This window comes from Methylobacterium platani, from assembly GCF_001653715.1.
In the GTDB taxonomy this organism is placed as follows: Bacteria; Pseudomonadota; Alphaproteobacteria; order Rhizobiales; family Beijerinckiaceae; genus Methylobacterium; species Methylobacterium platani.
On sequence record NZ_LWHQ01000042.1, the window covers coordinates 25,086 to 45,607 of the forward strand.

Consider the following 20,522-nt stretch of genomic DNA (forward strand, 5'->3'; position numbering starts at 1 on the left):
CAGGAGGAAACCCGAAATGAGCTTCACCCTCGTCCAGCAAGCCACGCCGCGCCTGCACCGTTCCGAGCTGGCGGTGCCCGGCTCGAACCCGACCTTCATGGAGAAATCGGCGAAATCCACCGCCGACGTGATCTTCCTCGACCTCGAGGACGCGGTCGCGCCCGACGACAAGGAGCAAGCGCGCAAGAACATCGTCCAGGCCCTCAACGAGATCGATTGGGGCACGAAGACGATGATGATCCGCATCAACGGCCTCGACACCCACTACATGTACCGCGACGTGATCGACATCGTCGAGGCCTGCCCGCGCCTCGACATGATCCTGATCCCGAAGGTCGGCGTGCCGCAGGACGTCTACGCCATCGACGTGCTGGTGACCCAGATCGAGCAGGCCAAGCGCCGTGAGAAGAAGATCGGCTTCGAGGTGCTGATCGAGACGGCGCTCGGCATGGCCAATGTCGAGGCGATCGCCCAGTCCTCGAAGCGGCTCGAGGCGATGTCGTTCGGCGTCGCCGACTACGCCGCCTCGCTGCGTGCCCGCTCGACCGTGATCGGCGGCGTCAACCCGGACTACTCGGTGCTGACCGACAAGGACGAGACGGGGGGGCGCCAGACCCACTGGCAGGACCCCTGGCTGTTCGCCCAGAACCGGATGCTGGTCGCCTGCCGCGCCTACGGGTTGCGGCCGATCGACGGGCCGTTCGGCGACTTCTCCGATCCGGACGGCTACCGCTCCGCGGCACGGCGCTGCGCGGCCCTCGGCTTCGAGGGCAAGTGGGCGATCCACCCCTCGCAGATCGATCTCGCCAACGAGGTCTTCACCCCGAGCGAGGCCGAGGTGACCAAGGCGCGGCGCATCCTGGCGGCGATGGAGGAGGCGGCCAGGGCCGGCCGCGGCGCCGTCTCGCTCGACGGGCGCCTCATCGACATCGCGTCGATCCGCATGGCCGAGGCGCTGATCGGCAAGGCCGACGCGATGGCCCGCGCCTGACCACGCCGAGGCGGCGCGCGGTGAGACGTCGCGCCGTCCCGCGCCTGCGGGAGAGCAGGCCTGCCCGCCGTGCACAAACGACGCACGCACTCGCATACGGCAGAAACAGTCCAATGTCATACGCCTGAAGCAAGCGGGTCCCCGTGGCCGCCTCCGCGGCCCCGGACGTTTGCCTCGGGCCGGCTCCGGACTTGTGGAAGCGCGCGACCGATGAGATCAGAACAGGGCGCTGGACGAAAGAAGCGTCGGCGCGGCGGATGGCTGCTGGCCCTGCTGGTGCTGGCCGGAGCCGGGGGCGCGTATGCGTGGCACGGCCACGAGAAGGCGGCGACGAAGCCCGCCGCCCGCGCCCCGGCCGCGGTGCCGGTGACCCTGGCGCAGGTCGAGCAGGGGCCGCTCGCCGTGGTGCTCGGCGGTCTCGGCACGGTCCAGGCCTACAACACCGTGCAGGTGCGCAGCCGGGTCGACGGCGAGATCCTGAAGATCGGCTTTCGCGAGGGCCAGGTGGTCAGGAAGGGCGACCTCCTCGCCCAGGTCGACCCGCGCCCCTACCAGGCCGCCCTCGACCAGGCCAAGGCGAAGAAGGCCCAGGACGAGGCCACCGTGAAGAACGCCAAGGCCGATCTCGAGCGCTACACCAAGCTCGGCGACTACGCCTCGCGCCAGCAGACCGACACCCAGACCGCGACGGTGAACCAGCTCACCGCCCAGATCGCCGGCGACCAGGCGGCGATCGACAACGCGGCGACGCAACTCTCCTACGCCACGATCCAGGCGCCGATCGACGGCGTCACCGGCTTCCGGCTGATCGACGTCGGCAACATCGTCAACGCCGCGCAACAGACCGCGATCGTCACCATCACCCAGGTCGAGCCGATCTTCGTGGTCTACACCGCGCCCGAGGAGCAGCTCGGCGACATGATGCGGGCGCTCGCCGCCGGTCCGGTACCGGTCGAGGCCTGGAGCACCGACGGGATGGCCAAGCTGTCCGAGGGGCGCCTCGACCTCGTCAACAACCAGGTCGACGTCGCCACCGGCACGATCCGGCTCAAGGCCTCCTTCGCCAACAAGGACCACGCCCTGTGGCCGGGGGTGTCGGTCTCGACGAAGACGCGCACCGGCACGGTCGCGAACGCCGTCACGGTGCCGGACGACGCGGTGCAGCACGGGCCCAAGGGCCTGTACGCCTTCGTGGTCGACGACCAGAGCCGGGCCCGCGTCCAGCCGATCGCGGTCGGGCGCTCCAACGACGGCCGCACCCAGGTGCTCAAGGGGCTGACCCCCGGCCAGACGGTGATCTGGCGCGGCCAGTCCCGGGTGCAGGAGGGCGCGCTCGTCGCCCAGGCGCAACCCGCCTCGCCGCGCGAGGACCGCCAGGCCGACAATTCCGCCCCGGTCTCGAGCGAGGCGCGCTGACATGCAATCCGGCAACGGGCAGGAGAACGCCGGTCGCACCGGCATCTCCGGCTTCTTCATCCGCTTCCCCGTCGCGACCTCGCTGATCATGGCCGGGATCCTGTTCATCGGGATCGTGGCCTATCCGCTCCTCGGCGTCGCCCCCCTGCCGCAGGTCGACTTCCCGACGATCCAGGTCACCGCGCAGCTGCCCGGCGGCAGCCCGGAGACCATGGCCTCGACGGTGGCCCAGCCCCTCGAGCGCCAGTTCGCCCAGATTCCCGGCGTCAGCCAGATGACCTCGACGAGCGCCCTGGGCATCTCGTCGATCACCGTGCAGTTCGACCTCAACCGCAACATCGACGGGGCGGCGAACGACCTCCAGGCGGCGATCAACGCCGCCGGCGGCCAGCTGCCGAAGAACCTGCCGAGCCCGCCGACCTACCGTAAGGTCAATCCGGCCGACTCGCCGATCCTGCTGCTCTCGGCCACCTCCGACACCCTGCCCCTGACCGAGGTCGACGACGCCGCCGACGTGCAGCTGGCGCAGCGCATCAGCCAGGTCTCCGGCGTCGGCCAGGTGCTGATCGGCGGCCAGCAGAAGCCCGCGGTGCGGGTGCAGATCGACCCGGCGAAGCTCGTCGCCAAGGACCTGTCGCTCGAGGACGTCCGCACCCAGCTCTCGATCACCACGGTCAACAGCCCGAAGGGCAGCTTCGACGGGACGACCCGCAGCTACACGGTCTACGCCAACGACCAGCTCACCCGCGCCAAGGACTGGAACGACGTCATCATCGCCTACCGCAACGGCGCGCCGCTGCGGGTGCGCGACATCGGCCGGGCGGTGGCGGGGCCGGAGGATGCCAAGCAGGCGGCCTGGGCCAACGGCCAGCGCGGCGTGTTCCTGGTCATCTTCAAGCAGCCCGGCGCCAACGTCATCGACACCGTCGACCGGATCAAGGCCGAGCTGCCCCGCATCACCGCGGCCCTGCCGGCGGGCGTCAAGATCCAGACGCTGAGCGACCGCACCCAGACCATCCGCGCCGCCGTCGAGGACGTGCAGTTCACGTTGGCTCTCACCATCGCCCTCGTGGTGGCGGTGATCTTCGTGTTCCTGCGCTCGGTCTGGGCGACGATCATCCCGAGCGTGACGGTGCCGCTGGCGCTGCTCGGCGCCTGCGCGCTGATGTGGCTGGCCGGCTACACCCTCGACAACCTGTCCCTGATGGCGCTCACCATCGCGGTCGGCTTCGTCGTCGACGACGCGATCGTCGTCTTGGAGAACATCGCCCGCTACGTCGAGGAGGGGATGAAGCCGATGCAGGCCGCGCTCAAGGGCGCCGGCGAGATCGGCTTCACCATCGTGTCGATCTCGGTCTCGCTGATCGCGGTGCTGATCCCGCTGCTCCTGATGGGCGGCATCATCGGCCGGCTGTTCCGCGAATTCGCCGTGGTGCTGTCGATGACGATCGGCGTCTCGGCCTTCGTGTCGCTGTCGCTGACCCCGATGATGGCCTCGCGTTTCCTCAAGGAGCACAAGGCCGAGCATCACGGCCGGCTCTATCGCTGGAGCGAGCGCGTCTTCGATGGGATGCTGCACGCCTACGAGGCGGCGCTCGACGTGGCGCTCCGCCACCACGTCGTGACGTTCCTGACCTTCCTCGCCACGGTGGCGCTCACCGGCTACCTGTTCGTCGTCATCCCGAAGGGCTTCTTCCCGCAGCAGGATACCGGCCTCATCGTCGGCATCACGGAAGGCGGGCAGGACATCTCGTTCTCCGCCATGGAGGACCGCCAGCGCGCGGTCGGCGCGGTGATCCAGGCCGATCCGGACGTCGCGAGCGTCGCGATGTCGATCGGCGGCAGCGGCCAGGCGCTCAATTCCGGCCGGATGTTCATCACCCTCAAAGCCCGGGACGACCGCGAGGCGAACGCCTTCCAGATCATCGACCGGCTGCGGCCGAAGCTCGCGAAGCTCGAGGGCGTGAAGGTCTTCCTCCAGGCCTCGCAGGACGTGCGCACCGGCGGGCGCGCCTCGCGCACCCAGTTCGAGTACACGCTGCAGGACCCGAACCTCGACGAGCTCAATACCTGGTCGCCGCGCCTGCTCGACAAGCTGAAGACGCTGCCGGAGCTGCGCGACGTCGCCACCGACCAGCAGACCGACGGCACGACGCTGACCCTGTCGATCAACCGCGACGCCGCCTCGCGCTACGGCATCACCCCGCAGGCGATCGACGACACGCTCTACGACGCGATCGGCCAGCGCCAGGTGGCGCAGTACTTCACGCAGCTCAACAGCTACCACGTCGTGATGGAGATCCTGCCGGCGCTCCAGGGCAACCCGGACAGCTTGCGCGACATCTACGTGAAGTCGCCGACCACCGGCGGCCAGGTGCCGCTCGCGGCCTTCGCCACCTGGACCACCGTGCCGGTGCGCCCGCTCTCGATCAGCCACCAGGGCCAGTTCCCCTCGGTGACGATCAGCTTCAACCTCGCCCCGAACGTCGCGCTCGGCCAGGCGACCGCGGCGATCGACAAGGCGGCAAAGGAGCTCGGCGTGCCGCCGACGCTCGCGACCGGCTTCCAGGGCACCGCGCAGGCGTTCCAGCAATCGCTCTCGACGGTGCCGCTGCTCATCGCCGCCGCCCTGGTGGTGGTCTACCTGATCCTCGGCATCCTCTACGAGAGCTACATCCACCCGCTGACGATCCTCTCGACCCTGCCCTCGGCCGGCGTCGGCGCGCTCGCGATGCTCCTGTGGTTCGGCTACGATTTCAGCCTGATCGCGCTGATCGGCATCATCCTGCTGATCGGCATCGTGAAGAAGAACGGCATCATGCTGGTCGACTTCGCGATCGTGGCCGAGCGCCACGAGGGCATCGGGCCCGAGGAGGCGATCCGCAAGGCGGCGCTCCTGCGCTTCCGCCCGATCCTGATGACCACGATGGCGGCGCTCCTCGGCGGCATCCCGCTGATGTTCGGCACCGGCACCGGTTCGGAGATCCGCCAGCCGCTGGGCTATGCCATGGTCGGCGGCCTCGCGGTGAGCCAGGTGCTGACGTTGTTCACCACCCCGGTCATCTACATCTACCTCGACAAGCTCTCGACCTTCCTGTCCGGCGGCTCGCACGGGCCCGCGTCGGAGGACGAGGCGCCGGCGGACGAGGAGAAGCCGGAGTTGCGGCAGGCGGCGGAGTAGGGCGGCCGCTTCAGGCCGCCGCGATGAAGTCGCGCAGGACCGCGACGGCGTGGTCCGGGGCATCGCCGAAGAGATCGTGGCCGCACTCCGCGAAACGCTCGAACCGCAGGCGGTCGGGAGGCAGGGCGGCCACGAGCGCCTGGCCGACCGAGGGCGGAACCAGCGGGTCGTGCTCGCCCGCCATGACGAGGACGGGGCAGCGCACGCCTCCGAGCGCGGGGCGGAAATCCATGCGCCCCTGCTCGTTGTCGGGCCCGTTGAAGTGGAGCGCGGTGTCGTTGCGCACCGGCACGCGCTGCATCCTGGCGGGATCGACGGGTCTGCGGCGGTAGAACGGGACGCAGGTGCGGAAGTACTCCGCCCGTCTCTCGGCGGTCGGGGCCGTCCAGTAGGTCTCGGCGATGCGGGCGACTTCGCCCCCGCCCAGCCCTCGGAAGCGCTCGACGATCGCCGGAAAGTCGACCCTGGCCGCCGTGCTGACCAGGACGAGCTTGCCGGGATGGTCCGGGTACCGCGTCGCGTAGGCCTGCGCGACGTAGCCGCCGAATGACATCCCGAGCACGACCGGCCGCACGAGGCCGAGCGCGTCGCACAGGCCCTTCACGTCGTCGCCCCACTGCGCCAGCGTCCAGGCGGCGCGGTCCCCGTCCTCGCTGCGGCCGTTGCCGCGATGGTCGTAATAGACCACCTGCGCCACGTCGCTCAGGCTGGAGAACAGGGGCTTGAAGGCGCTGTGGTCGAAGCCCGGGCCGCCGTGCAGGAGCAGCAGGGGCGGCTTCTCCCGCATGGTCCCGCCGTCGGGGACGAGCCCGGCATTCTCGACGTCCACGAAGAGGCGGACGCCGTTGACCGCGACGAACATGCGAACGGTCTCCCTGCGAGGGGCCGCGCCGCCGCGGGCGGGCCTCAGGCGACGGCCGCCTGCTTCTGCACGCTCAGCAGCATGTTGGCGATCTGGCGCACCTGGAGCTCGCTGTCCTGCAACTCCTTCTTGCGGGCGCCGCCATAGGCGAATTCGTCGTGGTCGATCCCCGGGATCGGCAGGCCCTGCTCCTCGAAGTGGCGCACGAGGCGGCCATGGAGCTGTTCCCAGACGCCGAGCCGCGACCAGCGGATGAAGGTCTGGGCGGCCATCCACCACGGACCGTACTGCGCCGGGACGGCGCGCCAGTTCGTGTCGTGCCAGTGGCGCCAGAGGATCGCGTCGAGCGTCCGCTTGAGATCGTGGGGCTGCGTCTTGCCACGAGGCCGGCAGCCTTCGAGCAATGGTGCGAGTACAGCCCACTGCGCCTCCGTCAACATAAACATCCCCTCGTTCACGCTTCCACCGCAGGGCATCTTACCAAGGGTAATTTGCTTCTTCAATCGGGCAGCCGACCGGAGGTTGAAGTTTGTTGGCGATCTGCAACATGGCGAACGGCCAGATCGTTTGTGTTCGAACATGGCAACGAGAAGAAAGAGCATTATATTACTTTAAAGAATAGGTGTTTCCGCTTGTAAATACTTTTAAATGATAAATTAGATGTGATAAGTATAATGCCGGCCGCCTCCATCGATGAAGGCGTGAACCGCACCGCAACGTAATCGGAGAAGAGAGAAAATTCCACCTCCGGACGGGTCACGGCGATATTGATTATTGCGGATGGTTGACCGGCGCCACGGTTGATGCCGCCGCTGCGGTCCCTGCGTTCCGGAGTGATTGTCGCTGCGTCGCAGCAATCGGCGGGATTGCAGCGGCGTTTCACATCTGGGTCAGGCGTCGACCCGGCTGCCGGTGGGAACGGCGCACGGATTCCATGACACGGCCGGCGACCGATCCCGCGGGCGCGCGTCGACGCGCGCAGCCGCATCGCGGCGCGGGCGGAGCGCCGCCGGCGGGCCGCCATGTCGTCGCTGGTGTTCAGGTCGGGTGTGAAGAGGGATGGTGGAGCTTAGCGGGATCGAACCGCTGACCTCCTGCATGCCATGCAGGCGCTCTCCCAGCTGAGCTAAAGCCCCACGTCGCAGGCCGTTTGGGATCCGTCCTGAGACCGGTCCGGCATCCCCTTGCGGGGTCGCCGTCGGTGAGCGGCGGTATATGGGGCTGCGGCGCCGGACACAAGCCCCCGGGGCGGGTCTTCGCGAAGTTTTCGTGACCGTCGCGAATTCCCGAGGCGGGTCAGGGGTTTGGGCGGGCGCGGCGTGCCCGCTGCGCCCGCCCGCCCCCGGCGGATCAGGATTCCTCGTCGCTCTCGATGTCGCTGTCGATGAAGTCGGAGACGTCGTCGCCGCTCTCCTCGTCCTCCTCCAGGAAGGTATCGTCGTCGCCGCCGGCATCGGCCACGTCGGTGTCGTCGTCGACCGAGACGTCGTCGCCGCCCTCGGCCGCCTCGACCTCGTCGAGCGAGACCATCTCGGGGGCGCCGGCCTCCTCCTCGGTCTCCTCCTCGCGCGGCGCCCGGTTGGCGATCGCGGGGGCGGGGACGCGGGTGGTCGAGAGTGCGGCGACCTGATAGACCGTGCCGCACTTCGGGCACACGGCGGGGTCCCTGCTGAGGTCGTAGAACTTCGCGCCGCAGCTCATGCACTGGCGCTTCAAGCCGAGTTCCGGTCTGGCCACGGTAGTCACGTTCCTGTCGATGTCGGATAAGAGTGGGTTCGGTTAGTCGCGCCCGCCAGCCCTGTCAAATACCGGTGCGGCCGCCGGATGACGCGGCGGTGCCCGCGTGCTAACGACCCCGCCGTTTTCCACGCTTGCCCAAGCGATTCTCGAGAACCAGGCCGCCTGCCCGTGTCGCACGATTCCACTCCGTCCCCGATCACCGCCCAGGCCGGGACGGCCCTCAAGGGCCGGCTGCGGCCGCCCGGCGACAAGTCGATCTCGCACCGGGCGATGATCCTCGGGCTGCTCAGCCTCGGCGAGACCCGGATCGAGGGCCTGCTCGAGGGCGACGACGTGCTGCGCACCGCCGCCGCCGCCAAGGCGCTCGGCGCCGGGATCGACCGGGACGGGGAGGGGCGCTGGCGGGTCCGCGGCGTCGGCGTCGGCGGCCTGTCCGATCCGGCGGGCGTGCTCGATTTCGGCAATGCCGGCACCGGCTCGCGCCTGATGATGGGCGTCGTCGGCGGCCATCCGGTCACCGCGACCTTCGACGGCGACGCCTCCTTGCGCAAGCGGCCGATGCGCCGGATCCTCGATCCGCTGCTGCGGATGGGCGTCACGGTGGTCGAGCAGGCCGAGGGCGGCCGGGTGCCGCTCACCCTGCGCGGCCCCCGCGAGGCGGTGCCGATCACCTACGAGAGCCCGGTCGCCTCGGCGCAGGTGAAGTCGGCGGTGCTGCTCGCCGGCCTCAACGCGCCCGGCGTCACCACGGTGGTGGAGGCGGCCGCCACCCGCGACCACACCGAGCGGATGCTGCGCCTGTTCGGCGCCGAGGTCGCCGTCGAGGCGATCGGTCCCGGGGGCCACGGGCGGCGCATCGCGCTCACCGGCCAGCCGACCCTGCGGGCGACCGACGTGGTGGTCCCGGCCGATCCGTCCTCGGCCGCCTTCGCCCTCGTCGCCGGGCTGATCGTCCCGGGTTCCGAGCTGGTGATCGAGGGGGTGATGATGAACCCGCTGCGCACCGGCCTCCTCACCACGCTCCTCGAGATGGGCGGCGACATCGAGCGCCTGAACGAGCGCGAGGAGGGCGGCGAGACCGTGGCCGACCTGCGGGTGCGCCACAGCCGCCTCAGGGGCGTCGCGGTGCCGCCCGAGCGGGCGCCGGCGATGATCGACGAGTACCCGGTTCTCGCGGTGGCGGCGGCCTGCGCCGAGGACACCACCCGGATGCAGGGCCTGCACGAGCTGCGCGTCAAGGAATCCGACCGCCTCGCCGCGGTGGCGGCGGGGCTGAAGGCCAACGGCGTCTCCCACGTCGTCGAGGGCGACGACCTGATCGTGCACGGCGACGGCGCGGCCCCGCGGGGCGGCGGCACGGTCGAGACTCATCTCGACCACCGCATCGCCATGGCGTTCCTGGTCCTCGGCATGGCCGCCCGGGAGCCGGTCACGGTGGATGACGGCGCGATGATCGCGACGAGCTATCCCGCCTTCCTCGCCGACATGCGGGCGCTCGGCGCCGCGCTCTCGGCGTGAGCGGCCCGATGGTGATCGCGATCGACGGCCCCGCGGCCTCCGGCAAGGGCACGCTGGCCAAGCGCCTGGCGGCACATTACCGCCTGCCGCATCTCGATACCGGCCTGCTCTACCGCGCCGTGGCCCTCGCGCTCCTCGATGCCGGCCTGGACCTCGCCGACCGGGCGGCGGCGGCCGCGGCCGCCCGGGCCCTGTCGCCCGAGTTCCTCGGCGATGCCCGCCTGCGCGGCAGCGCGATGGGCGAGGCGGCCTCGATCGTCTCGGCGCAGCCCGAGGTCCGCGCCGCGCTCCTCGACTGGCAGCGCCGCTTCGCCGGCTCGGCCGCGGGCGCGGTGCTCGACGGGCGCGACATCGGCACCGTGGTCTGCCCGGACGCGGCGGTGAAGCTGTTCGTCACCGCGTCCGCCGAGGAGCGCGCCCGCCGCCGCCACCGCGAGCTCGACGGCCGCGGCGAGCCGGTCGCCTACGAGGCGGTGCTCTCCGACATCCTGCGCCGCGACGCCCGCGACGCCGACCGCAGCGCCGCCCCGCTGCGGGTGGCGGAGGACGCGGTGGTGATCGACACCACCGAGCTCGACGCCGACGCCGCCTTCCGGGCGGCGACCGGCGTGGTCGACGGGCGGGGCGGGCCGCAGGGCTGAGCGCCGCTTCGAGAATCCACCCGGCTGCCACCTCAGGATGAAGTCGTGAATGGAGGAAGCGCGTCGGGCGCTTCCGGATTCCACCCGACACCGCGCCGCCACGAAGCCGTGGCAATGGCCTCCCCGACGACATCGCGCGCATTCCGGCGCGCCCTCCACCTCGGACCCTCGCTTCCCATGATCCGCCTCGACAAGATCGCCAAGCAGAACGGCAACCAGCTCCTCTTCATCGAGGCCTCGGCGGCGCTGCAGCGCGGCGAGAAGGTCGGGCTCGTCGGACCCAACGGCGCGGGCAAGACCACGCTGTTCCGGATGATCACCGGCGAGGAGCTGCCCGACGAGGGCCAGGTCTCGTCCGATCGGGGCATCACCATCGGGTATTTCAGCCAGGATGTCGGCGAGATGGCCGGCCGCTCCGTCCTGTCCGAGGTGATGGACGGCGCAGGTCCCGTGAGCGCGATCGCCGCGGAGCTGCGCGAGATCGAGACCGCGCTCGCCGATCCCGACCGCTTCGACGAGATGGAAGCCCTGGTCGAGCGCTACGGCGAGGTGCAGGGCCGGTTCGAGGAGCTCGGCGGCTACGCGCTGGAGGGCCGGGCGCACGAGGTGCTGGCGGGCTTGAGCTTCTCGCCCGAGATGGTCGAGGGCGATGTCGGCGCCCTGTCGGGCGGCTGGAAGATGCGCGTCGCGCTCGCCCGCATCCTGCTGATGAACCCCGACGTGATGCTCCTCGACGAGCCGAGCAACCACCTCGACCTCGAGAGCCTGATCTGGCTCGAGGATTTCCTGCGCGGCTTCGACGGCGCGCTGCTGATGACCTCGCACGACCGGGCCTTCATGAACCGGATCGTCGGCAAGATCATCGAGATCGATGCCGGCGCGCTCACCACCTATTCGGGCGACTACGCCTTCTACGAGCAGCAGCGGGCCCAGAACGAGGCGCAGCAGCAGGCGCAGTTCGAGCGCCAGCAGGCGATGCTGGCGAAGGAGATCAAGTTCATCGAGCGCTTCAAGGCGCGGGCCTCGCACGCCGCCCAGGTTCAGAGCCGGGTGAAGAAGCTCGACAAGATCGAGCGCGTCGAGCCGCCGCGCCGCCGCCAGAGCGTGGCCTTCGACTTCCCCGCAGCCCCGCGCTCCGGCGACGACGTGATCAGCCTCAAATCGGTGCACAAGAGCTACGGCAGCCGCACGATCTACGACGGGCTCGATTTCGGCATCCGCCGCAAGGAGCGCTGGTGCGTGATGGGCGTCAACGGCGCCGGCAAGTCGACCCTGCTCAAGCTCGCCACCGGCACCACCGCGCCGGATGCCGGCAGCGTCACGATCGGCGCCAGCGTCAAGCTCGGCTACTTCGCCCAGCACGCAATGGACACCCTGGTCGGCGAGCAGACGGTGTTCGAGTTCCTGGAGGAGGCGTTCCCGCAGGCCGGCCAGGGCTCGCTGCGCACGCTCGCGGGCTGCTTCGGCTTCTCGGGCGACGACGTCGAGAAGCGCTGCCGGGTGCTGTCGGGCGGCGAGAAGGCGCGGCTCGCCATGGCCCGCATGCTCTACGACCCGCCGAACTTCCTCGTCCTCGACGAGCCGACCAACCACCTCGACGTCGGCACCAAGGACATGCTGATCGCCGCCCTCGCGCAGTACGAGGGCACGATGCTGTTCGTCTCGCACGACCGGCACTTCCTCGCCGCCCTGTCGAACCGGGTGCTGGAGCTGACGCCGGACGGCATCCAGCAATATGGCGGCGGCTACTCGGAATACGTCGAGAAGACCGGGCGGGAGGCGCCGGGCCTGCGGCACTGAGCGGCCGGGCCGCGACCCGCCCCGTCACCCGCCCCCCAGCATCGGCGCCACCGCCGCCGCCGCCACCGGCCGGCTGATGAGGTAGCCCTGCACCTCGGTGCAGCCGGCCTCGCGCAGGTAGGCGAGCTGCGCCTCGGTCTCGACGCCCTCGGCGGTGGTGGTCATGCCGAGGCTGTCGGCGAGCGTCGTCACCGCCCGCACGATGGCCGGCGCGTCCGGCCGCACCGCGAGGTCGGCCACGAAGGCGCGGTCGATCTTGATCTTGTCGAACGGGAAGGCGCGCAGGTAGCCGAGCGACGAGTAGCCGGTGCCGAAATCGTCCATGGCGATGCGCACGCCGATCCCCTTCAGCCGGTGCAGGATGGCGAGCGTCGAGGCGCTGTCCTGCAGCAGCACGCCCTCGGTGATCTCGAGCTCGAGCCGGCGCGGGTCGAGCCCGGCCTCGCGCAGGGCGGCGATCACCGTGGCGTCGATGTCGCCGCCGCGGAACTGCACCGGCGAGAGGTTGACCGAGACCCGGACCGGATCCGGCCAGCGCGCCGCCTCGCGGCAGGCCTGGCGCAGCACCCACTCGCCGAGCGGCACGATCATCCCGGTCTCCTCGGCGATCGGCACGAAGGCGGCGGGGCTCACCACGCCGCGCACCGGGTGGTGCCAGCGCAGGAGCGCCTCGAAGCCGGCGATCCGGCCGGCCGCGAGGTCGAGGAAGGGCTGGAACGCCAGGGCGAAGTGCTGCTCGGCGAGCGCGGTCCTGAGGTCGAGCTCGACGCCGCGCCGCGCCTGGACCGCCGCATCCATCGCGGGCTCGAAGAAGCGGTGGATGCCCCGGCCCTCGCCCTTGGCGCGGTAGAGCGCCATGTCGGCGGCCCGCAGCAGGCCCTCCGGGTCCCGCCCGTCCGCCGGCGCGAGCGCGAGGCCGACGCTGAGGCCGACCGCGACGCGCTTGCCGTCGACCTCGTAGTCGCGCCCGACCGCCTCGATCAGCCGGCCGGCGAGGCGCCCGGCCCGGAAGCGCGAGGTCGGCTGCAGCACCAGGGCGAACTCGTCGCCGCCGAGCCGCGCCAGGGTGACGGTCCCGGCCTCGTCCCGGATCGCGGCGCTCAGCCGGGCCGCCACTTGGCGCAGCAGCTTGTCGCCGACGGCGTGGCCGAGGGTGTCGTTGACGGTCTTGAACCGGTCGAGGTCGAGGCACAGCACTGCCGTGACGCCGTCGCGCGCCGACGCCCCGGCCAGCGCCTCGGCGAGGCTCTCGTGCAGCAGGGTGCGGTTCGGCAGCCCGGTCAGCGCGTCGTGGCGCGCCATGTGGACGATCTGCGCCTCGGCGCGCTTGGCCGCGGTCACGTCCTCGTGCACCGTCACGAAGCCGCCCTCCGGCGTCGGCGCGTAGGTCACGGCGATGACCCGGCCGTCGACGAGGGTCTGGTCGAGGCGGTAGCGGGTGCGGGTGGCCAGCCGCTCGCGCACCTGGTGCCAGGCCTCCTCCGGCGTCAGCCCCGGGAAGTTGCCGGCCTCGGTGCGGCGGTGGATCAGTGTCTCGGCGGTGATGCCGGGATGCACCGTCTCGGGCGACAGGCCGTAGAGATCGAGGAACTGCCGGTTGACCACCGTGACCCGGTGATCGGCATCGAACAGGACGAGCCCGTGCGACATGTGGCTCAGCGCGTGGTCGAACCGGCGGTTCTGCTCGGCCAGGGCCGCGTCGGCCCGCGCCCGGTCGGTCGCGTCCTCGTGCACCACCATGGTGCTGCCGTCCGGCAGCGGCGCGATCGTGGTCTTGAGCAGGAGGCCGCTCGGCAGCAGCCGCTCGCGCTGCAGCCGGACCCGCCGGCCGATGCGCTCCGCCACGAAGGCGCAGGCCTCCTCGGGGCTCAGGCCCGGGTAGTTGCCGAGCCGGGCGCTGGCGCGAATCATGTGCTCCATCGGCATGCCCCGGCGCATCAGCTCCGGCGGCAGCCCGTAGAGGTCGCGCAGGCGGTCGTTGAAGGCGATGAGCCGCAGATCGCCGTCGAACACGCTGACGCCGATCGGCATCGCCTCCACCGCCGCCTCGAAGCGTCGCGTCTCCGCTTCCAGGTGCCGGGCCTGCTCGGCGGCGGGAGGCTCCGGCACCTCGGCGCAGACGCCGCGCCAGCCCGTGATCGACCCGTCCGGTCCGCGCGACGGCGCCCCGCCGAACCGGAACCAGCGGGTCCGCCCGTCGCGATGCCGGTGGGGCAGGACGACGTCCCGGAACGCAGCCCCACCCCGGAACGGACCCGTGTCGCCGCCTCCGTCGAGCCCCGGCCAGGGCCGCCCGCGCGGATCGGCCTCGCCGGTCAGCGCCGCGTAGCGCCCGCGTATCGCGGTCAGCCGTAGATCCGCATCGGTCTCCCAGACCCAGTCGGCAGCGAAGGTGTCGAGGTCGTCTGGCAGCATGAAGTGGTCTTCTTCCGGCGACCGGAAGCTCTCACGAATTCACTGCGATTTCCTTTCCCGGACCATGCCGTCGCTTGCCGGCGGGCCGGGGCTCACGTCCCCCGCGGCTTCGCCCGCCGGGTCGGCGGGGCGGTGGTCGGGTCCTCGGGCCAGGGGTGGCGGGGATACTGGCCGCGCATGTCGGCGCGCACCGCCGCCCAGGAGCCGCGCCAGAAGCCCGGCAGGTCGCGGGTGATCTGGATCGGGCGCTGGGCCGGGGAGAGCAGGTGGAGCACGAGCGGCACCCGGCCGCCGCCGATCGTCGGGTGGCGCGAGAGGCCGAACAGCTCCTGCACCCGCACGGCGAGCGCCGGACCGCCCTCCGCCGCGTAGTCGACCGGGATGCGCGAGCCGGTCGGTACCTCGATATGGGTCGGCGCCTCGGCGTCGAGGCGGGTCCGGAGGTTCCACGGCACGAGGTCGTGCAGGGCGTCCGAGAGCCGGTCGGCGCCGATCTCGTCGAGGCGGGTGAGGCCGGTCAGATGCGGCCCGAGCCAGTCGGGCAGGGTCGCGGCGAGGTGGGCATCCGACAGGTCGGGCCAGGGCTCGCCCTCGGCGGCGCGCAGGAACAACACCCGCTCGCGCCATTGCTGCGCCGCCTTCGACCAGGGCAGGGCGGCCACGCCGAGGCCGGCAAGGCCGCGCGCCAGGATCGCGGCGCTGTCGGCATCCGCCGGCACCGGCAGGATGCGCTCGGCCAGCGACACCGCGCCGAGGCGGCGCTGGGCGCGGGCGCGCAGGGCCCGCGCGTCGGGATCGAACTCGACCCGGGTGCGGGCCTCGATCCGGTCGGCGAACAGCGCCTCGATGGCGGGGAGCGCGATCGGCGCCGCCGCCAGGATGCGGGAGGCCGAGGCCTTGCCGACGATCTCGGCGACGCTGAGGAACGGCGCGCGGGCGAGGCTCGCGGCCGGATCGAGCGCCCCGCCGCGGCCGTTCGCCAGGACGTACTCGCCGGGCTTGCCGCGGGCCCGGGCGATGCGGTCGGGATAGGCGAGCGCCACCAGCGCGCCGAGGTCCTGCACCTCGGCGGTCCCGGCCGGCCCGGTCATCCCGGCCGCCATCCCGACGGCCATCCTGGCCCACCCGGCGGCGAGGCGGCGCATGTCCTCGGCCCGTCCCGAGCGGTCGCGCCGGTAGCGCTCGACCCGCTCGGTGAGGTCGACCGCGTCGCCGCCCAGGCCCCGCTCCACCAGGACCGCCGCGACGTCCGCGGCGCTGCGGGCCGCCTCGCGGCCGTGGGCGGCGGCGCTCGTCACCATGCGGGCGAGGCGCGGCGGCAGGGGCAGGGCGCGCAGGGCCCGGCCCGCCGGGGTCAGGCGGCCGTCGGCGTCGAGGGCGTCGAGGCCGGCGAGCAGCGCCCGGGCCTCGGCGAGCGCCGGGGCCGGCGGCGGATCGAGGAAGGGCAGGGTGGTCGGGTCGGCGACGCCCCAGGCGGCGCAGTCGAGCACCAGCCCGGCGAGGTCGGCGGCCAGGATCTCGGGCCGGGTGAAGGGGTCGAGGGCGCCGGTCGCGGCCTCCGGCCACAGCCGGTAGCACACGCCCGCCTGGGTGCGCCCGGCGCGGCCCCGGCGCTGGTCGACCGAGGCGCGGGAAGCGCGCTGGGTGACGAGGCGGGTCAGCCCGAGATCCGGCTCGTAGACCGGCACCCGGGCGAGGCCGGAATCGACCACCACCCGCACCCCCTCGATGGTGAGCGAGGTCTCGGCGATGGAGGTCGCGAGCACCACCTTGCGGCGCCCCGCCGGGCTCGGCCGCACCGCCCGGTCCTGCTCGGCCCGGTCGAGGGCGCCGTAGAGCGGGGCGAGGTCCACCTCGGGGAAATCGGCGAGGCGCTCGCGCAGGCGCTCCTCGGTGCGGCGGATCTCGCCCTGGCCGGGCAGGAAGGCCAGCACGGAGCCGGGCTCTGCCCTGAGCGCCCGCATCACCGCGTCGGTGACCGCGTCCTCGATGCGCCCTTGCGGGTCGCGGTCGATGTGGCGGGTCTCGACCGGGAAGGCGCGGCCCTCCGAGACGATCACCGGCGCCGGATTCCCGTGCCCCTGCGCCATGAGGCCTTGCCCCATGAGGCCCTGCCCCATGAGCGCCGCGACCCGGGCGCCGTCGATCGTCGCCGACATCGCCACGAGGCGCAGGTCCTCCCGCAGCGCCCCTTGCGCGTCGAGCGCCAGGGCGAGGCCGAGATCGGCGTCGAGCGAGCGCTCGTGGAACTCGTCGAACAGCACCGCGGCGACGCCGTCGAGCTCAGGATCGTCCAGGATCATCCGGGCGAAGACGCCCTCGGTGACGACCTCGATCCGGGTGCGGGCCGACACCTTCGAGCCGAGGCGCACCCTGAGGCCCACCGTCTCGCCGACCGCCTCGCCCAGGGTGGCGGCCATGCGCTCGGCCGCCGCCCGCGCGGCGAGGCGGCGCGGCTCGAGCAGGACGATCCGCCGGTCGCCGCGCCAGGGCGCCTCCAGCAGCGCGAGCGGGACCCGGGTGGTCTTGCCGGCGCCCGGCGGCGCCACCAGCACCGCGTTGGGGGGACCCGGGCGGCCTGCCTCCGCCGGGGCGGCGAGGGCGGTCGCGAGGTCGCCGAGGACGGCGTCGATCGGCAGGGAGGGAGCGGAGCGCATGGGCGCCGGGATGGCGGAGGCGCTCCCGCCGCGCAAGCCCGGACCGCGGCGCGACCCCGGCCGCACCGCGCGGCGGGGGCCGGATCGGCCTCCGGCGTCCCCCAATCAGTTTTTCCCGATGTTTTCCGGTACCCCAGCGGAACCGCGGGCGGGGCGAAAGATTGACGCACAGGTTGGCCGAGGGGGCCACCGTCTGGAGATGATCGCGATGAAGTCCCTGACCCTGGCGCTGGCGGCGAGCGTGCTGCTGGGCGGTCTCGCCATGACCCCGGCCTCGGCCGCCGTGACCGGACCGGCCCCGGCCGTCGCCGGGCCCGAGTCGACGGTCGAGCACGTCGCCATGCGCCGCCACTACCATTACCGCCACATGAAGCGGCACGACCGCCACATGCGCCGCCACATGCGCCGCAACACCATGCGGCACGGCAACCCGAACGCCCGCAACCCGTCGCGTCCCGGCTACGAGCAGCAGCTCGGCAACACCACCGGCGGCCCGCGCTACTGAGGCCTCCGGCGAGCGCCGGGAACCGCGCTCGCCCTCGATCTCGCGTCATCGCCCGGCCCGCTCCGGGCGATGAAACTCGTCGGTATGAAACCCGTGGCGATGAAACTCGCGGCGACGGAACGCGCGCCCGAGGGCTTGCGCCGTCCGGCGCGACGGGCGAGGGGGAGCCGCACCGGCATCCTTCCCGGATCCCGCGACCGCCCGGAGCCCGCGATGACGCCCGCGACGACCCGTTCCCTCCCGACCGGCGGGGCCGCCCGCCGATGAGCCTCGCCTCCGTCAAGGCCGACCTCGCCGCCCGCGCCCCCGACCTCGTCGTGCTGGAGACCGAGGCGAGTTCGGCCACCGTGGCGCTCGCCGCCGCGGCCCACGGCGTCGAGCCGGCCCGCATCGCCAAGACCCTGTCGCTGCGCCTCGGCGAGCGGATCGTGCTGCTGGTCGCCCGCGGCGACGCCCGCCTCGACAACCGCAAGGCCAAGGCCGCCTTCGGGGTGAAGCCCCGGATGCTCGGCCCCGAGGAGGTCGAGGCGATCACCGGCCATCCGGTCGGCGGGGTGTGCCCGTTCGGCCTCGCCACACCGCTTCCCGTCTATTGCGACGTCAGCCTGCAGGCCTTCGACGAGGTCGTGCCGGCGGCGGGCTCGCCCCACAGCGCCGTGCGGGTCGCGCCCGAGCGCATGGCGGCGCTGACCGGCGCGGAGTGGATCGACGTCTGCCAGCCGCCCGAGGCCTGAGAACCAAGCGAAAACAGGGGCCGGCTGTGGACGCCGCGTCATCGACAATCGGCGCGCCCTCGCCCACGCTGTCACGGAGCCTTCAAGGCGGCCGAGCCACAAGGCTCTTCCCGCCGCGCCCCCTGCCGCCGCGCATCCTTGCCGCTGCGTCACGTCTGTTCGAGACCGCCCTTGATCTTCGTCCATCAGCCGAATGCCTGCGCCAGCACCGGGCACCCGCTCCTCGAGCGGCGCCTGCTCGAGATGTCCGAGCCGATCCCGCCCGACGCGCTCTGGATCGACCTGATCGAGCCGACGCGCCAGGAGGACCACAAGGTCGAGGCGTTCCTCGGCATCTCGATCCCGACCCGGGAGGAGATGGAGGACATCGAGCCCTCGGAGCTGCTCTACGTCGAGAACGGCGCCCGCTACATGACCGGGCGGCTGCTGTGCCGGGTCGATACCGACGACGCGCGGCTCACCGGCGTCACCTTCATCCTGCGCGACAACAAGCTCGCCACGGTGCGCTACGACGATCCGCAGGCGTTCCGGATGTTCGTCCACCGGGCGGCGCGGCCGGCCGGGGTGCTGCTCACCGGCGAGGCGATCCTGGCCGGCCTGATCGAGACCGTGATCGACCGCGCCGCCGACGTGCTCCAGGCGCAGGGCGAGCGCATCGACCGGCTGTCGCGCCGGATCTTCGCCGAGCATTCCGACCCGAGCGCCCGCAACGCCGAATTGCAGGACACCCTGCGGGCGCTCGGCCGCCACAACGAGCTTTTGTCGCAGCAGCGCGAGAGCCTGGTCTCGGTCGAGCGCATCCTGCTCTCGCTCTCGGCGAGCTACCGGGTCAGCAAGGCGCCGCGCGAGATCCGCGAGGAGGTCCGCTCGACCCTGCGCGACCTGCAGTCGCTCGAGGAGCATGCGAGCTTCCTGTCGGGCAAGATCCAGTTCCTGCTCGATGCCACCCTCGGCCTCGTCAACCTCGAGCAGAACAACATCATCAAGCTGTTCTCGGTCATGGCGGTGGTATTCATGCCGCCGACCCTGATCGCCTCGATGTACGGCATGAACTTCAAGGTGATGCCGGAGCTCGACTGGGGCTTCGGCTACCCGATGGCGGTGGTGATGATGGTGGTGGCGGCGATCCTGCCCTACGCCTTCTTCCGCTGGAAGCGCTGGCTGTGAGAGACTGACGCGATGTGCGGCCGCTTCTTCGTCACCTCCTCGCCGGAGACCTTCCGGGATGCCTACGGCTACGCGGAGCAGCCGAACTTCCCGGCCCGCCACAACGTGGCGCCGACCCAGCCGGTCGCGGTGGTGACGTCCGAGCACGGGCGGCGGCGCTTCGTGCTGATGCGCTGGGGTTTCCTGCCGGCCTGGGTCAAGGACCCGGACGACTTCCCCCTCGTGATCAACGCCCGGATCGAGACCGCGGCCGAGAAGCCGAGCTTTCGCAACGCCCTGCGCTACCGGCGCTGCATCGTCCTCGCCGACGGCTTCTACGAGTGGCGCCGCGGCGGCCCGCGCGGCCAGGCGCCCTACGCGATCCGCCGCGCCGATCACCGCCCGATGGCGCTCGCCGGCCTGTGGGAGACCTGGAGCAGCCGCGACGGCTCGGAGATCGACACCGCGGCGATCGTCACCTGCGGCGCCAACGGGCTGCTCGCCGCCATCCACGAGCGTATGCCGGCGATCCTGTCGCCTGAGGGCGTCGACCGGTGGCTCGACATGCGCGACGTCGATGCCGGGCAGGCGGCCGCCCTGTGCCGGCCGGCGCCGGAGGAGTGGCTCGACCTCGCGCCCGCAAGCCGGCGGGTCAACGACGTGCGCCACGACGCGGCGGACCTGCTGCGGCCGGACGAGGATGCCCCGGTTCCGCCGCCGCCGGAGCCCAGGAGCGAGGCGCAGGGGTCGCTGTTCTAAGCAGATTTCGCCGAAGTGGTTACCGGTTCGGCGCCAAAAATCTGCGACAAAAGCAAGAACCTGAGCGGGCAAAGCGTTGGCCTGCCCACGGTCCACGACACGATCTCCGTTGCCCTGCGGTCGGCCTCGCGGCCCATCGTTGGCCGACCCCCTTTCC

Annotated in this window: 15 protein-coding genes and 1 tRNA gene; 10 read left to right on the forward strand and 6 right to left on the reverse strand. The window is 71.8% G+C overall.

Features of this window, described 5'->3' with window-relative positions; translation table 11 throughout:
• The first annotated feature begins 16 nt into the window (after window positions 1-16).
• From A5481_RS20965 to A5481_RS20975, 3 genes are all read left to right on the forward strand, one after another.
• Window positions 17-991, forward strand: a complete 975-nt coding sequence (locus A5481_RS20965) for an HpcH/HpaI aldolase/citrate lyase family protein (protein WP_048435700.1) — start codon at window positions 17-19, stop codon at window positions 989-991.
• Window positions 992-1,201: 210 nt separating this feature from the next.
• Window positions 1,202-2,407 carry an efflux RND transporter periplasmic adaptor subunit gene (locus A5481_RS20970; protein WP_048435699.1) on the forward strand — a complete coding sequence of 402 codons (1,206 nt, stop codon included), beginning with the start codon at window positions 1,202-1,204 and terminating at the stop codon, window positions 2,405-2,407.
• 1 nt (window position 2,408) lies between these two features.
• A complete protein-coding gene (locus A5481_RS20975; RefSeq protein WP_048435698.1) occupies window positions 2,409-5,588 on the forward strand; it encodes a multidrug efflux RND transporter permease subunit in 3,180 nt (1,059 codons plus the stop codon).
• Between the two features lie 10 nt (window positions 5,589-5,598).
• Here A5481_RS20975 and A5481_RS20980 read toward each other — a convergent pair whose 3' ends face one another.
• From A5481_RS20980 to A5481_RS20995, 4 genes are all read right to left on the reverse strand, one after another.
• Window positions 5,599-6,450 carry an alpha/beta fold hydrolase gene (locus A5481_RS20980; protein WP_048435697.1) on the reverse strand — a complete coding sequence of 284 codons (852 nt, stop codon included), beginning with the start codon at window positions 6,448-6,450 and terminating at the stop codon, window positions 5,599-5,601.
• Between the two features lie 44 nt (window positions 6,451-6,494).
• Complete coding sequence (locus A5481_RS20985) at window positions 6,495-6,896, reverse strand: transposase (RefSeq protein ID WP_167350084.1); 402 nt, start codon at window positions 6,894-6,896, stop codon at window positions 6,495-6,497.
• A gap of 614 nt (window positions 6,897-7,510) precedes the next feature.
• Window positions 7,511-7,586, reverse strand: a tRNA-Ala gene (locus A5481_RS20990).
• A gap of 214 nt (window positions 7,587-7,800) precedes the next feature.
• Window positions 7,801-8,187 (reverse strand): TIGR02300 family protein, encoded by a 387-nt coding sequence (locus A5481_RS20995; RefSeq protein WP_048435696.1) that lies wholly within the window; start codon window positions 8,185-8,187, stop codon window positions 7,801-7,803.
• Between the two features lie 171 nt (window positions 8,188-8,358).
• Between A5481_RS20995 and aroA the strand changes: the two genes are divergently transcribed.
• The 3 genes from aroA (at window position 8,359) to A5481_RS21010 (ending at window position 12,149) form a co-directional block, all read left to right on the forward strand.
• Window positions 8,359-9,708, forward strand: a complete 1,350-nt coding sequence (gene aroA / locus A5481_RS21000; protein ID WP_048435695.1) for a 3-phosphoshikimate 1-carboxyvinyltransferase — start codon at window positions 8,359-8,361, stop codon at window positions 9,706-9,708.
• Between the two features lie 8 nt (window positions 9,709-9,716).
• Window positions 9,717-10,349 (forward strand): (d)CMP kinase, encoded by a 633-nt coding sequence (cmk, locus tag A5481_RS21005; RefSeq protein WP_048435694.1) that lies wholly within the window; start codon window positions 9,717-9,719, stop codon window positions 10,347-10,349.
• Between the two features lie 177 nt (window positions 10,350-10,526).
• Complete coding sequence (locus tag A5481_RS21010; protein WP_064504274.1) at window positions 10,527-12,149, forward strand: ABC-F family ATP-binding cassette domain-containing protein; 1,623 nt, start codon at window positions 10,527-10,529, stop codon at window positions 12,147-12,149.
• Between the two features lie 24 nt (window positions 12,150-12,173).
• Here A5481_RS21010 and A5481_RS21015 read toward each other — a convergent pair whose 3' ends face one another.
• Together A5481_RS21015 and hrpB are read right to left on the reverse strand one after the other, a co-directional pair.
• Entirely contained in the window at window positions 12,174-14,564 is a 2,391-nt protein-coding gene (locus A5481_RS21015; RefSeq protein WP_064504275.1) for a sensor domain-containing protein, read from the reverse strand.
• 92 nt (window positions 14,565-14,656) lie between these two features.
• Window positions 14,657-17,221: an ATP-dependent helicase HrpB gene (gene hrpB, locus A5481_RS21020; protein ID WP_048434516.1), complete on the reverse strand. Its 2,565-nt coding sequence runs from the start codon at window positions 17,219-17,221 to the stop codon at window positions 14,657-14,659.
• A gap of 199 nt (window positions 17,222-17,420) precedes the next feature.
• On the opposite strand from hrpB, the gene A5481_RS21025 reads away from it, so the two are divergent.
• The 4 genes from A5481_RS21025 (at window position 17,421) to A5481_RS21040 (ending at window position 20,365) form a co-directional block, all read left to right on the forward strand.
• A complete protein-coding gene (locus tag A5481_RS21025) occupies window positions 17,421-17,726 on the forward strand; it encodes a hypothetical protein (protein WP_053082400.1) in 306 nt (101 codons plus the stop codon).
• A gap of 263 nt (window positions 17,727-17,989) precedes the next feature.
• Window positions 17,990-18,460, forward strand: coding sequence for a YbaK/EbsC family protein (locus A5481_RS21030; protein ID WP_048434515.1), 471 nt, complete (start codon window positions 17,990-17,992; stop codon window positions 18,458-18,460).
• Between the two features lie 171 nt (window positions 18,461-18,631).
• Window positions 18,632-19,627 carry a magnesium transporter CorA family protein gene (locus A5481_RS21035; protein ID WP_048434514.1) on the forward strand — a complete coding sequence of 332 codons (996 nt, stop codon included), beginning with the start codon at window positions 18,632-18,634 and terminating at the stop codon, window positions 19,625-19,627.
• 12 nt (window positions 19,628-19,639) lie between these two features.
• Window positions 19,640-20,365 (forward strand): SOS response-associated peptidase, encoded by a 726-nt coding sequence (locus A5481_RS21040; RefSeq protein WP_048434513.1) that lies wholly within the window; start codon window positions 19,640-19,642, stop codon window positions 20,363-20,365.
• Window positions 20,366-20,522 lie beyond the last annotated feature (157 nt).